Source organism: Zarconia navalis LEGE 11467 (genome assembly GCF_015207075.1).
In the GTDB taxonomy this organism is placed as follows: Bacteria; Cyanobacteriota; Cyanobacteriia; order Cyanobacteriales; family Geitlerinemataceae; genus Zarconia; species Zarconia navalis.
In genome coordinates, this window is the sequence record NZ_JADEXN010000063.1 from 1 (window position 1) to 14,009 (window position 14,009).

The following is a 14,009-nucleotide window of genomic DNA, read 5'->3' on the forward strand; positions in this document are numbered from 1 at the left end:
GAACTCGCGTTAGCCCCTCTCGCTCGCGTTCGAGAGAAATCTTCACTAACTTTTGAACTTGCTCGGGTCCGAAGCCGTACTCTCTTCCGGTCTCCTGCCACTGAGTAAATAACTGACTTCGGGGAGGAAGTTCTGGCTTCTCGGCACGAGTTTTGTAGGCAATGGCTTGGGCTTCCCTAGCGTTTTGGGGGTTGTGCTCTTCGATTTCTCGCCGACGGGACGACCAAAGATTCATCAAGTCTCGGTATTTTCCTCTCTCGCGGGAAAATCCTCGCAACTCGAACCAACTCTGCACTCGCTCTAAATTTAGACCGAGACCCTGCTGGAGTAGATGGGCAAGCTCGCTCCGATAGATGGCTCCGGCGGCCATCTTGGCTTGGTATAGCGGTTTTGAATGCAGCGCTCCACAATGCTCTTGCTCTTGGGAAACTGCGAGGTTCAAGACCAGGCAATGGCTGTGGAGGAACGGTTCTCCATTGCGGTTGGTACCGTGGGGATAAATGGCGACGACCGATCCGGCTTTCTCGACTTCACGTCCCCCTTGTCCCCGACGAACCCAGGCTCGTTCTTCGAGATAGGAGAGTGCCGTTTGTTGGGCGAGAACGTGGCACTCCTCAACAATGGCGCGAATTTCTGGGGGGGCGATGCCCCACAAGCATTTGCCGATGGAGGCGGGTGGGGCAAAGACTAAATCCCAACCGGGGACTCGGTTCTCGCGACCTGCATTTTTGACGAGACTCTCTTCTTCGGGAGAAAAGCCATTGAATAGCAGGATAAAATCCGCTCTGTTGATGTTTCCTTGCAGACCCAATGCTTTAGCTCCAGCTCCCCACCACGTACCGGGAGGTTCGCCGGGTTTTGTCGCATCGAATTCTTGCTGTTCCTGGGCGAGATTGGCGTAGTACAGCGCACTCCCTTTACCCATTTTCGCGATGGTCAACATCTGGTTTTTCCTCGTGTAGAGTTTTTGCAAGCTGTGGCGTTTTCATTGGGGAGCTGAAACTAGATTGAAGTGAATAGGCAATAGGCAATAGGCAATAGGCAATAGGCAATAGTGGGAAAGGATTTGACGTATTTTCTCAGAGTCAAAAAAATGGGATTCAGGTTTCACATCTCATTTAGAAACGCTATAAATTACACCTCCCGTTATTCAGAACTCTAAACCTCAAATGTAAGCACGAGCGCACGCGACTCCGTCAGATGTCAGCGAATCAACGGGACTTGCGAAGGAGCTGGCAATCGCTGAACCCTTGAATTTTCGTTGACCTCACGACCTAAATCGGTCGATTGTCAAAAAACATTCCCTGTGAGCTTGTCTCTCCCCCGTATTGCCTCCCTCGACTCCGCGCCTCAAAACTATTGCCTATTGCCTTCTCCAAGCTATTGCCTTCTCCAACCTATTGCCTATTGCCTCTTACTCACACAACCCAACACCAGAATAGCTGTTACAATAAAAGAGTTATTTTACTGTCTTTTCGATTTATTTTATCGAATTTATATGACAGAGAAAGATGCTCGTTTGTTGGCATTTTTCGTTGGAAGAGATAAAGATTCTCTCCCCTGTTTACCGGAACAGTTTATCCGGGACACAGATCGGAAATTATCTCAGGAAAAGACTCGCAAAACGCTCTTCAAGCTGGCGAGTCGTTTCTGCTGTTCAAAAACTGTTACTGAATCGGCAAAAATTCCTCTTCCTCGATCGCGGAAGTTTCCTTGGATATTTGCCTAACTCAATATCTGGATATTGCAACCGGAAGTTGTTCTCGCGATGCTTGCCGTTCGGCATTCACGCGAATCAGCAACGGGATATATATCCATTCTTTATGCCCAGGCTTCGTTCTTGGGATTCATTTATGTAATGCGTTCCTGGAATTCATTCTTGGGATTCATTTGTGTAATGCATTCCTAGGCTTCGTTCTCGGAATGCATTTCCCGTCATTTTCGTCGTTCGATATTTCCGAAGTGATGGCTGTAATTCGGCAGCGATTGCATTGGGCTTATCGAGCTTTATTCAATCCATAAAATAAGGAGAAAAAACTATGGATGCATTAGACAAGATATATCTCTTCTCAGGAATGATTCTGGGAGGGGTGTTCGTGACGCATATCGAAATGCTCTTTAGAGGGATCGGAGCTATCTTTAGATGGCTCGGTGCGCTTAGAGACTACATCACCGGGAGAAGGCGAAATCGAGACATTGCTAACGCAATGGAAAATATCGCCACTCAACTCCAGGAGTTAAAGATGGCAGTCGAAAAAACGCCTACACCGAAACGGCGCAGACGTAAGAAAAAGACCAAGCATCTGCAAAAGCATATGAACGGTCGAGCTACTGAACCAACCATTCAGTAGCTCATCAATCCAAACTTTTAAGGGATTTAGCCAAATGGCTGAGTCCCTCTTTTTATTGCTAATAATATGAATAACACAACAAAAAACAAAAATCGAGAAAATCGATCTCAATCAACTCAAAACACTTTCACCAAACTCAAGCAGGACTTCTGCAACAAGTTCGACAAACTAGCCTACAGTCGATCGCACTTTGAGGTGTTCCGGGATTGGGTCGAAATTTCAGCCATCGCGATGCACAACCGCCCGTACAACTTCAGCAATCTTCCCAAAGATGAGTGTTTTGAAACCCTCGAAGCTGATTACTTGAAGCTAGTTGCCAAGTACGACCGAGAGACCCTTAACGAATTTGCCGCTCTTTTGGAGATAACGATGATAGCTCTTAATTCTGAGTGGGGGGACTTCTTGGGAGAGATTTACACCGAAATGGAAATCGGTGGCAAAAGGAGCAAGCAAACCAAAGGCGAGTTCTTTACCCCATACCCAGTGGCTCAACTTGCAGCAGAGATGACATTGCTCGGTTGCGAGGAGGTCATCGAACGTCAGGGCTATCTCACCATCTCCAAACCGGCTTGTGGAGCTGGAGCGATGCTAATTGCAGCCTGTGAGGTTATCGCTCGCAAAGGTTACGCACCGAATAAGGTGATGTTCTTTGAGGCGATCGATATCAATCCGTTCTGCTGCCACATGGCATTCGTACAATTCTCGTGTCTGGAATTGCCCGGAATCGTCTGTCATGGCGATACCCTCAAGTACGAGTTTCAGAAGCGATGGGAGACAGCAACGTTCAAAATCTGGAGTTTTCTAACCGGGAAGAATCCATTTCGGAATATGGAACAGACGGATAATGAACCCACGACACCAACAACGGACGATCGTACCGTATAGCTCGGACTTTTCAAGTAAACGAGAGCAACGCGAAAACCAGCAAGACGATCGAGAATTAGCGGGTGAGTTTCGTAAGTTTGTTCTGGAAAATCGGAACGAGCCTACTGATGATTGATTAAAAAATATCAATAAAAAAATAAATTCAGGGGACTTTTATAAATTAGGAAAGTCCCCTTTTTAATTGGAGAGAATAGAATGACTAACAAACTAGAAAGAAGACAAAAACTTAAAACTGGACTACATCAATTTCGCGGGACAACGGTATGGCATCGTTACTCGCCTCTATTTCCTTATTTCTTACTTACAGATGGAACGAAGTATCTGGCTGATACGGGTGAATGTTATTGGCTGATGGATAAAATCGCCGCTTTACAGGAAGAGTCAAGCATCAAAAATCACCCTAAGTTACGTTCTATTCAGTTTTGGAACTTAGAGGTACATGAAGACAGCTCGGCAACTTTATACTGTGAATGGGATAAGGGTAAAGTAGTGTATCGGGAGACCATCGAGTGGACGGATTTTCCTCTGGAGCGAATTGCGCTTTACTGCTGTCTAACAACTGAAGGAAGAAAACGAGATGGACTCTATTACATCTTAATTTTACCTTCTGAATATTAAGAATTAAAAATGTAGCAAACTAAGTTCATTTTTAATCTTTCTTCAAAACAAAAAAAAGCCGACTTCTATTCAATAGAGTCGGCTTTTCTCTAGGAGTACCCGATGAACGAGTATCAAAAAGCATCTGTATATGTTGAAACTAGTGTTATTAGTTATTTAACCAGCAAGAATAGTCGCGACCTTATTATGGCAGCACATCAAGAGGTAACACGAGAATGGTGGGAATATCGCCAAAAGAATTATCATCTCGTTATTTCTGAGTTAGTCGAACGTGAAATTCAGGCTGGAGATCGAGCTGCTAGTCAAAAACGAAAAGAGTTTATTCAAGGCCTTAATTTTCTCAAAATAGATGACGAAGTTGCTAACCTTGCTCAAACTTTGATTGACCAACGAATTTTACCCGTAAAGGCTTCCGAAGATGCTCTTCATATTGCTATTGCTACCCGACATCGCGTTGACTATCTGATGACTTGGAACTGCAAACATATTGCCAATGGTGAAATTCAAAAAAGAATCATGAGCTTATTTGATTCTTTGGGGTATACTTCACCTTTAATTTGTACGCCATTAGAATTGATGGATCGGTGGGATTATGAATGAAGAAACTAAAAATTGGGAAGACTCGATTGTGGCTGAGGTTCGAGAAATTCGAGAGACTCACGCTCGTCAATTCAATTATGACTTGAGAGCAATTGTTCGGGACTTAATGGAAAAGCAAAGGCAACGAGAGGCAGAAGGGGTAAAGTTCGTGACGTTTCTTTCTCCAGAAGAGCAATCTCGCAACTTATCTGATGCATCTCAATCAAATTTGAAATAAACGATTTAGGGGGAATCCCCCCCTTTTTTTTGTCTGCACAAAGGTGGTTTCTAGGTATACAGACCAATTTTTCACCCAAAACTCTCTCTATTCACCAGCATTCTTACTCTGCTTTCGCTCGACTTCTTCTCTTATCAGCTCCATGAATTCTTGACCAGATAGACCCAATCGTTCCCACAACTTCACTAACTTGACAACATTAACAGACTGCTTTCCATCTTCAAAAGAGATATACTCCTGTATCGGTTTTATGCTCATGACTTTCGCCATTTTATAAGCGTTTAGATTTAATCTTTAACGTATTTTATTGATAAACTTCACAAAACTAATCAGAAACTATTGACGACTCAAAACTATCAATTTTTAGTTAATATTGATACTCTTTTTGCTGCTGAATTCAAGATTACATTAATGTCCAGACATAATATCGAGTACGACTGCTATACCATCACCGTCGGTTGGGATAGCCCGATGAATACCTTCTTTGGAACCATTTTCGAGCGAAGGGCAAAAGATAGAACCGATTATGAAGAACCAAGCGTCTGGCTTGGCTCTGAGGTTGACGAATTTCAGGATATTGACAGGTTTGTCGAAGTGTTTGAATCGGAGACAAGACAGCAGGGTCTTCTCGGCATCGAGATATCCAACGAACTCGCACAGACCCTCGAACAAGACAGGCAGCGCGAGGGTGAGGGTTTTGGAGAGCGATCGGATGAAATCGTGGAGTTCGTTTTCAAGAATCAGCCCAATGATTCAAAACTCGAAGGTTAAACCTCAGTTATAGACTCAGGTTATAGAATCAAAAAAAAGGGGAGCATTTCTCCCCTTTTTTACTTTCTCCAAACTATTGAGTTTCAACAGAATCTTAGTACAATAATTGGCAATATTTACGCACTAGAAAGTCATCAAGGAGGTGTGAGATTGCTTCATGTACAGCTATAAAAAATATCCGCGCTACGCAATCTGTTCTGCAATTATCTCTGTCATCATCACCCTTCTACTGACGACATTAAAAGGTCGCTCTTCTCCACTATTTCAGAACTTCATCCTTGAGGTAGCGACTCGCTCAACAATTATCTGGCTTCCAATTTTCTCTGGACTAATATTCTTTCATCTGGAACGGGAAAAGAAAAAATTGACTCCCAAAACCTTAGAAGGGACAAAGCAAGCCTCACCTGCTGAATTTAACCGCGAGGTTAAAGGTGATGGTATCGGCATTCCCTGTACCGTCAATGGCAAAACCGAATTTCTCAAAATCCCTTCAGACAAAGAACGCTACCACCTCATGCTGGCTGGAGATTCTGGAACGGGAAAAACCGTTCTTCTCAACCATCTGCTGCTGCAAGTAAGAGCTAGAGGTGAGTTTGCCATCGTCTACGATCCTTCGCTTCAATTTTGGTCGCGCTTGGGGAAACCGGGGGACATCTTACTTCACCCGCTCTACGATGGTTGTCCTTCGTGGAATATTGCCGATGAAATTACCAATCCCCTCAACGCTACGGCTGTTGCTAAGAGCTTTCTACCGGATAGCTCTTCTGGAGACGAAGATGAGGATTTTTTCAAGTGGTCGCCTCAAGTCGTCTTCCAAGCCATGCTTCTACGACTCAAGCGCGAGGGCAAAGGTACGCCCGAACTGCTGCAATGGCTCCGCAATCCAGAAGAGATTGAGAGGACGGTCAAAGGTTCTGAAGATGCATATCTCATCGACCGAGAAGCTGCGGAGCAACGATGGGGGGTTCTCGGTTCCCTCAGTCGTGTGGGTAAGTTACTCCGTCTGTTGCCGACAACAGGGGCTTCTTTCTCTTTTGGGGATTGGAGCCGGAATCGGACGGGATGGATTTTTATCGGCAGTAGGGGTGAGGAGGAGCGCGATGCTCTGCGCCCTTTGATTTCGGCATGGCTCGATATTGCTCTGGGCAAACTCATGCTCGATGAGGACGAACGCGCTCCCCCAACTTGGGTCATCGTTGACGAACTGCCGACCCTCAAAAAACTCCCGAAACTTCAAAGTGCGATTACGGAAGGCAGGAAGTATAACCTGAGATTCTGCCTGGGGTTCGAATACGATCCAAACTTTGGCAGACCGGACGGGGTACTTGCGATTCTCTCGATACGTCGTCCCCATCCAATTTGACTACCTCGACCTACCGAAAATCAACTCCCTTTCTGCTCCACCGCTGGCACTTCCATGTAATGAGACGCTAGTGTTACCTGCGCCAAGTAAGGGTTCGGAGTTGTGAGTTCGGAGTTCGGAGTTTGGGATAGACCCGAAAACTCCGAACCTCGAACCCCTAACCCCGAACTCAATCCGGATACTTCCTCGCACTATGCAAGACGCGGAGAATTTGGACGGTATTTCCTTTGATGCGATAGACGACAAAATAAGGGGTTGAAGCGATTATCAGTTCTCGCGTTCCTTCCACGCGACCTTTTCTGCCCAAATTGGGAAATTCTGCTAATTGAGCGACAGCCTGTTGAATACTGCGGAGCGTTCGCGCTGCGGCGGCCGGGTTGTCCTTGGCGATATAAGAATGAGCCGACTCCAGGTTTCGCAAAGCTTTTTTGAGCCACTTAATGGGCATGGGTCAACTTTTCAAACACGGCTTCGACTTCCGCGTCGCTGGCAAAATCTCCAGCATCGGCTTCTGCGAGACTTTGGCGAATCTCTGCCAAGTGCCACTGGTGAATCTCCAAGTACAGAGAGATAGCCTCATTGAGAACGTAGCTCAGGTTGCGATCCGTACTCGCGGCGATCGCGTCGAGAGCCGCCCTTTTTTCGCGATCGAGTCGGAAGGTGACATTATTTTTACTCATCTGGCTGCTCCTTTAACAGTGAAGTGCGAACGAAACGCAATCGCATTCTTTTATCTTGCAATATCTTGCAATGCAATGCAACTAATTCCCGATCGCACCGAACGCTTATTCCTTCTTGCCCTCTCCCACCTATTCCTCATTACCCCGACCAAAGGCTGGTGACAGTCGCAAGCCCCGATCTCTCCTTCCCTCTGGAGAAAGTGCCAGGGCTAACCGCACTAACTCAACCTGCTGCTCGAACTCTTGCTTGTCTGACAATTGCGGTAACTCCTCACCCTTGCCCCGCACGATAGCAATCTCTAATTCGGGAACTTGCTTTATCTGGTGGGCAAAATCCCGCGCTTGCTTGAGCTGTGCTTCAAGGGCTTCGTGGCGACGCTCGATTTCGGGACGGGCCACCTCCTGCCGTCGCTGTTCGGACAAGATATCGGAAACCATACCTTCAACTTGGGGCTTCATCTGCTCGCCAGTCAGCCTCAACCAAATCTCGCGATGCCGTTCGGTCGCTGATTCGTACCGCTGGCGGAAGTACTGCAACCGCTCCTCTAGTTCTATCCTCTCAGAACGGAGTTTCAACGCTTCGTGGGGTAAGTACCGCCAGATACCAAGCTCTCGCTCTCTGCCCTCCTGCTTTTTCATCTGCCGCTGCAACCACTCATGTTCTCCTGAAAGACTTGCCAAAGTCCGGTTAACTTCTCGTAACTCATCGCTGCCAAGATGCTCGTATACTCGTTTTCTGACCTCTTCTTCACTCAGAGAATCGGGATAGTGCCACATCCCAACACCCCAGAATTGTTCTAGCCCCAAGGCTTCGCGTTCCCGGTGAACTTCGTTGAGTTGACCGTCGAGCATTTTAATATGCTCGTTCACCTCAGCCAGTAGTGTCTTTCCCAAGACAACTTCCTCCGGTTCGGGCTTCTCCATCTGCGGTCTCAAATCCGAACTCAAAGACAACTCCGAACCCAGAACCCCGAACTCCGAACTCTTCAATTGCATCAGTTCGGATAAAATTCGCTCCTGTCTGAGTGCTAAGACTTCGATAGCAGCGATACTCAGCTCGCCACGACGCAGCATCGCGGTCTGAGAAAAACCAAGTTTCGGTTCCGGCGGTCTGTCGATTCCTCGCTCTTTGAGACTCCGACGATCGATCCGTTCCTGATACCCTTCTCGTGCTAGGGCTGCATTTGCTGCTTCCTCCCAGGCAACCCGAAGCTCGCTGACTTTCTCAATCCGATTCCAGTCCCGATCCTTTTTTGCGCCACCTCGTTCTGGATTTTTGCCATTGGCGCGTTTGAAGAATTGTTCGGGACTCCTTGATATCCCGTCGTCTACACGACGTTCGGAGAACATCAGATGGGCGTGTGGCTGTTCCTTGCGATCGAGTCCTAGCGGATTGTGGATCGCAAGCGCGTACGGATGACGATTGCTAAGTTGTTCGTCGGCAAACTCACGGGCCAACCGCTCTCGCGCTTCTGGGGACAGTTCCCTCGGCAGCGCAAACTCAAGCTCGGTATACAGTCGCCCGTTCGCTCGCTCGTAGTCATCGGCTGCTTGCCAGAAAGCAATCGGATCGCCTTGTGACCAGTCGGGCATATTCCACGACTGAAAAAAGCCCAGGTCATCGTTTCGATTCTGGTACTTGCCTTCACGACCAATGTAGAGCGCGTGACCTCCAGCACTGCCGCCGCTCGAACGAGAGCTATGTTTCACCGAAAAATGATAAACAGCCATGATTAGAGTTCGGAGTTAGGGGTTCTGTGTTCGGAGTTGTCTCTGAATGTGGAATTTTTTGGGATTCGGCGCTGTTTGTCTTTGAGCTTTTTTGTAATCGAAACTAAAACTCGGATGATGACATCACTTTCTCGCATCAGACTTTTAATTTTTGACTCTGGAATCACATCTGAGGCTACTAAAACAACTAACCAATAGTGAGTTTCTCTTGCTTCTTTTAAGGCGATTTCCAATTTGTGCCGAAAATCCTTATCGCTTTCGGCGGACTGAGCTTCGCGAACATTCGCTCCTATGGATGTTCCACTCCGAATCAATTGTGAGTAGAGAACTCGTGCCACTCCACCTTGTTCGTCCATGAACTTACACAGTTTCACAATTCTGACTGCGAACTGAAGTGTCCTTTCCTGAATATTTGGTTCTTCGTGATTCATCTCAAACTCATTTACATTTATTCCTAAATCTTCCCACTCAAACCAACCCCATACCCTCCGGAGAGTTCGGGGTTCGGGGTTCGAGGTTCGGAGTTGGGGACAAGGGAGAATTCCGCATTCCGAATTCAAGGGACGGGGGAAATTTTATCGATCGCGACCGGCGAATCAAGAACTTATCTGGCAGGTATTTGAGCCATGAGCTTTGTCTACTCTCTCCCCTCCTATTGCCTATTGCCTCTTCCAACCCCGAACTCCTAACACCGAACACCGAACTCTCCACGCCTGCTGCCTCTTCCAACTCCGCATTCCCAACACCTAACCCCAAACCCAAAAAAACTCCGAACCCCGAACACCTAACTCCGAACCCAAGAGGGGGGGGGTTCAGGGGGGTGTCCCACCTGGCGCGATTCGTTTTGGGGTGGAGGAGGCTTGCCAACTCACCTCAAAACGAGGAATCGCGCCTGCTGTAACTCACAGCTTCAAGGCAGTTCTATAACAACACCAACTGCAACACAAGAGAAGAATTAGGCTGACAAAAATACGGTGCTAAAGAATGCGATGAGACGGTTACTATCGAGAATTGACACTTAATCTTTGAAGCAAAAACTCTGGTGCTTCTAGCCAAAATAGCTTAGAAGTGGCTCACTTAAGGGTTATTTCAACGGAAACAGCATTTCAAAGCTCAACGAGGTTAATTTCAGAGGTCGATCGATAGGTTCGCTCGGTGGTTACTGGCTTTTGCTTTTGACAGCTAGTCGTCAGTTTTTTCAGGGGTTATACCAGAGGTCGCATTGACAATTCAACATTCTTAGAACGTCATTATGGCGTATGGGAGAGTTGTATCTAAATTCAGCCCAACTCGTACAGGTGAAGTCGTCGGAATCCAGACACAAATTGCCTCAATCGTTCGCAGCGGTACTCCCCTTTACCGGGGACAACAACAACTATGTGTTTGTCGGCATGAAGCACCAACAGTTCTCGCAAAAAAAATTCTACAAAATCAGTCAGTACCCGGTGGCGATGGTGAACGGCTAATGCAATCCGATTGCTCGGGGTCAATCCAACCAAGGCAACAGCAGGTGTAAGGTATTCAAGACCAAAATCCTGGGCGTGAAACTCCCTCACCAGGTAGAGCATTGCACTTTTGCTGTGGCCGACCTCGTTCAACTCTAGGGGCAGCTTGCAGCTACACTGTTCGAGTTGGTCTGAAAACGTCAGTCCCAAACGGGTCAAATATCGCCGTAGCATTCGTTTGGAGAGACCTAGCTGGTGCTTGGCAGCTCCCTCGACCAGTCGGGGTAGAGTCCACAGTTGGCTGCGATAACCCAGAACGGTCGCAGGTCGGCTCAATAGGTCGAAGACTTTCTCGACCTTCGCTTCTTCCCAGACTTGACGCGGTCGCCCTCGCGGTCTGGTAGAAAAATGCTTCTCCGGCTCCTGGATGATGGGAGGGATGCTAGAAGCTCCGATGATGAGTTCGATAACGATGTCACTGCTTAAACCTAGCTGTCCACAGATTTCTGGGGTGGAAATCCCCATTTGGCGCAATCGTAAAACTTCATCTCGGTATTTGGAAAAATCGGCTCCCATACAAAACTCATCGTGCGTAAGCCTTTAGCTATCAGCTATCAGCGGTCAGCTTGTTTCAACCTTCTTTAAAAGCTGACGGCTGACGGCTGACGGCTGAATGCTTACTATTTTTGTCCCAGATAACCTACACTGTTCCACAAAAATACGCGAGAAAATTTCGAGGATTTATCTCACCTACATCTCCTTCGTCAATATATTCAAGTGCTTATAAACGAATCCGATCCATTTCATCAATGTCTTCAGAGAGTCTATACAAACTGTGGAACATTAAGTAAAAGGCAACAGGGAATAGGCAACAGGGAATAGTGCAGGTGTTGGATGGGGATTTCACCGGGCCCAACACCATCACCCCAACAGGTGAGGCTTGTGACCCCGAGGTGGGTCGAGGAAACGAACAGGCCTCGGGGCGGGTTGCATCTAACCCAAACCCCTGACTATTGCCCATTGCCTATTCCCTATTCCCTCGACAAACGGTCGGTGGAATAATAAATCCTCAAAGGATTGCTCTTCGGGAAAACGCGAGATGTTCGTCCGTAAGCATGAGCGCGATCGGTCAATGCAAAAATGTACCCCAAACTACGGTACTTTCCCCGTTCGTCGCAAGTACAACCTACATTAACGCCAAAGACTCCGAACGCGAGAACACCTCAAACCCTTCTAGGAGCCTCTGTGAGCCTTCCTAAGCCTTACATCTTGCTACCACCCCCCCCCTTTAGCTCGACTCATAAAAGGCACAACAACGGTCTTCTAGTAGCCCCTCACACCCTCAGCTTCTCCTATCTCCTTTCAAAGCTCTAGATTGAGCTAATGTTCCGCTCGATTTATCTAAATACCGTGGTTTGAAGTACGTTTTACTGCGATTTGAGGTGTATTTTTGAACAGTACCGTAGTTTGAGATACATTTTCCTTTTCATTTACCGTAGTTTAAGGTACGTTTTACCGTAGTTTGAGGTACGTACTCCTCTTCACTTACCGTACTTTGAGGTACGTTTTACCGTAGTTTGAGGTGCGTTTTCTGCTGTAACTTATTGATTTAATTCACAAAATCTGGCAACAACTTATAACTATGTTGTTATAGACTATCAACAACATCGTGAAGGATGTAATTCTAAATGAGTTCAGATCGAAAACAAGGCGAGCTTTTTAGCGATCTCGAACACTTCGTTGACGGTCGAGACGAACTGAACCTTGCAGAATTTCCACTGGCAACACTTTCTAATCGAGTGTCCGCAAAGACTGAGACCTTGGAGTTCTCGGATCGAATTTTGGATAAAGGGACGAGAAAGTCGATCGAGCGAAAACTAACCATTACGGCCTCGGAGAAATATGGATTGCCAACCGCACTCGATGATGAGGTCATCTTGGCGTTGGTTCAACTGAGCAAGCTTCAGGGCTTTCACAGCAAAACGGTACGCTACACGCGCTACGAGATTTTGAAGATTTTGGGCTGGAAGGATAATGGGGCTAACTATCGCCGAGTGAAGGAATCGCTCGAAAAATGGCTGAATGTGGGGCTGAAATACGAAAATGCTTGGTGGAACCCCCAGGAAAAAACGTGGATGGATGAAAGTTTCCATCTCTTGGAGCGACTAACGACTCCGGTGGATGAGAAGGGAAATAAAACCCACAGCTTCGTTTGGAACGAGGTCGTGTTTGAAAGTTTTAGGCTAGGCAATCTCAAAAGTATCGATTTGGGAATTTATCGCCGTTTGAAGAGTCCGACAGCGAAGCGACTTTTTAGACTGCTCGATAAAAAGTTTTACCTCAAGAAACATTGGGAGTTCGATTTACACACTTTGGCTTTTCAGAAGTTGGGGATGTCGAAGAGCTATCATACTGGCAATCTCAAGCAGAAACTCTTGCCAGCGATTGGGGAGTTAGAGGAGATTGGTTTCATCGTGCCGATGGAGAAAAAACAACGCTTCAAGAAGCTCTCTTGTAAATTGTGGAGGGTTATTTTCGACCGGGCAGAGGAAACAAAATGCCACGCGCGACCGAAAGCTCTGTCGCCAACTACTGCTCGGACGAAGCAACTCGAAGCTCGTCTGACGGGTTTGGGAGTCTCAAAGGGAAAGGTGAAGAGGCTGATGGCGCGCCATCGAAGCGAATATTTGCAACACAAGGTCGAGATTCTGGAGTACTTGCTCCAAGGCGAGGGGAAGCTGGAGAATCCGGCGGGTTTTCTGGTGAAGTCGATTGAGGAGGATTATGTGGCTCCAGCGGGCTTTAAGAGTAAGGAAGAGTTAATTCGGGAAAAACAAGCCGAACGCGAAACGCTGAGATTAGTAGAGTTGGCCGCACAGCGGGAAAAATGTCGCCAAGAAGAGCGAGCTGTCAAAGAGGAAGCTCTTGCTCTGGAGAAGCAAAGAGTCGTTGGGGATTATCTGAGTTCCCTCGCACAAGAAGAAACTCAGAAGTTGACGAGTGAAGCCTTGAAGACGGGGAATCCGAATATGTTGAAGTTGAAAGGGAATGCCGCAAAGGTGTATCGGGAGCAATTGCTTCAGAATTACGTTCTCGGGTTAATCGCTAATGCTTCACTGAAGCGTCAACAATCAGCTTAATCCCCATTTATAGTTTGTGGATAACGTTATCCACAAACTTCCCATCGACTTTGAATTAACATCAGTTCGGATTAATGGGCAGGAGGTCATGCTATAGCAACCATTGGCATCGTGAAGGTGAGCAGGGGGAGCGGGGGGAGAGAAGAAAATGCTAACTTGAGCTTGATTTCTCAAGTGTCCACACCCGCCAAGCGCGACGGCTATAACT

Annotated in this window: 14 protein-coding genes; 8 read left to right on the forward strand and 6 right to left on the reverse strand. The window is 47.0% G+C overall.

Going from position 1 to position 14,009, the window contains the following annotated elements:
• Positions 1-943 (reverse strand): MobF family relaxase (gene mobF, locus IQ235_RS05260; RefSeq protein ID WP_264320446.1); only part of this gene is annotated, 943 nt, incomplete at its 3' end.
• A 1,096-nt stretch (positions 944-2,039) separates the two neighbouring features.
• Between mobF and IQ235_RS05265 the strand changes: the two genes are divergently transcribed.
• The 7 genes from IQ235_RS05265 to IQ235_RS05295 all read left to right on the forward strand — a co-directional run bounded on the left by IQ235_RS05265 (position 2,040) and on the right by IQ235_RS05295 (position 6,805).
• On the forward strand, positions 2,040-2,351 hold the full coding sequence (locus IQ235_RS05265; RefSeq protein ID WP_264320447.1) for a hypothetical protein: 312 nt from the start codon (positions 2,040-2,042) through the stop codon (positions 2,349-2,351).
• Positions 2,352-2,417: 66 nt separating this feature from the next.
• Positions 2,418-3,236 (forward strand): N-6 DNA methylase, encoded by an 819-nt coding sequence (locus tag IQ235_RS05270; protein WP_264320448.1) that lies wholly within the window; start codon positions 2,418-2,420, stop codon positions 3,234-3,236.
• A 195-nt stretch (positions 3,237-3,431) separates the two neighbouring features.
• The gene (locus IQ235_RS05275; RefSeq protein ID WP_264320449.1) at positions 3,432-3,854 is read left to right on the forward strand and encodes a DUF6876 family protein; all 423 of its coding nucleotides are present in this window, start codon (positions 3,432-3,434) and stop codon (positions 3,852-3,854) included.
• Positions 3,855-3,956: 102 nt separating this feature from the next.
• Positions 3,957-4,454 carry a type II toxin-antitoxin system VapC family toxin gene (locus tag IQ235_RS05280; RefSeq protein WP_264320450.1) on the forward strand — a complete coding sequence of 166 codons (498 nt, stop codon included), beginning with the start codon at positions 3,957-3,959 and terminating at the stop codon, positions 4,452-4,454.
• The gene (locus tag IQ235_RS05285) at positions 4,447-4,671 is read left to right on the forward strand and encodes a hypothetical protein (protein WP_264320451.1); all 225 of its coding nucleotides are present in this window, start codon (positions 4,447-4,449) and stop codon (positions 4,669-4,671) included. The genes IQ235_RS05280 and IQ235_RS05285 overlap by 8 nt, the downstream gene beginning before the upstream one ends.
• A gap of 411 nt (positions 4,672-5,082) precedes the next feature.
• Complete coding sequence (locus IQ235_RS05290; protein ID WP_264320452.1) at positions 5,083-5,442, forward strand: hypothetical protein; 360 nt, start codon at positions 5,083-5,085, stop codon at positions 5,440-5,442.
• Positions 5,443-5,806: 364 nt separating this feature from the next.
• Positions 5,807-6,805 (forward strand): type IV secretion system DNA-binding domain-containing protein, encoded by a 999-nt coding sequence (locus IQ235_RS05295; protein ID WP_264320453.1) that lies wholly within the window; start codon positions 5,807-5,809, stop codon positions 6,803-6,805.
• A gap of 169 nt (positions 6,806-6,974) precedes the next feature.
• Here the strand turns inward: IQ235_RS05295 and IQ235_RS05300 are convergent, their stop codons facing one another.
• The 5 genes from IQ235_RS05300 to IQ235_RS05320 all read right to left on the reverse strand — a co-directional run bounded on the left by IQ235_RS05300 (position 6,975) and on the right by IQ235_RS05320 (position 11,237).
• Complete coding sequence (locus IQ235_RS05300) at positions 6,975-7,253, reverse strand: type II toxin-antitoxin system RelE/ParE family toxin (protein WP_264320454.1); 279 nt, start codon at positions 7,251-7,253, stop codon at positions 6,975-6,977.
• Complete coding sequence (locus tag IQ235_RS05305) at positions 7,243-7,485, reverse strand: CopG family ribbon-helix-helix protein (protein ID WP_264320455.1); 243 nt, start codon at positions 7,483-7,485, stop codon at positions 7,243-7,245. Before IQ235_RS05305 ends, IQ235_RS05300 begins: the two co-directional genes overlap by 11 nt.
• Positions 7,486-7,614: 129 nt before the next feature.
• On the reverse strand, positions 7,615-9,216 hold the full coding sequence (locus IQ235_RS05310; protein ID WP_264320456.1) for a MobA/MobL family protein: 1,602 nt from the start codon (positions 9,214-9,216) through the stop codon (positions 7,615-7,617).
• A gap of 2 nt (positions 9,217-9,218) precedes the next feature.
• Positions 9,219-9,647, reverse strand: coding sequence for a four helix bundle protein (locus IQ235_RS05315; protein WP_264320457.1), 429 nt, complete (start codon positions 9,645-9,647; stop codon positions 9,219-9,221).
• 849 nt (positions 9,648-10,496) lie between these two features.
• Positions 10,497-11,237 carry a COG3415 family protein gene (locus tag IQ235_RS05320; RefSeq protein WP_264320458.1) on the reverse strand — a complete coding sequence of 247 codons (741 nt, stop codon included), beginning with the start codon at positions 11,235-11,237 and terminating at the stop codon, positions 10,497-10,499.
• 1,112 nt (positions 11,238-12,349) lie between these two features.
• On the opposite strand from IQ235_RS05320, the gene IQ235_RS05325 reads away from it, so the two are divergent.
• Positions 12,350-13,801, forward strand: a complete 1,452-nt coding sequence (locus tag IQ235_RS05325; protein WP_264320459.1) for a replication initiator protein A — start codon at positions 12,350-12,352, stop codon at positions 13,799-13,801.
• Positions 13,802-14,009: the final 208 nt, after the last annotated feature.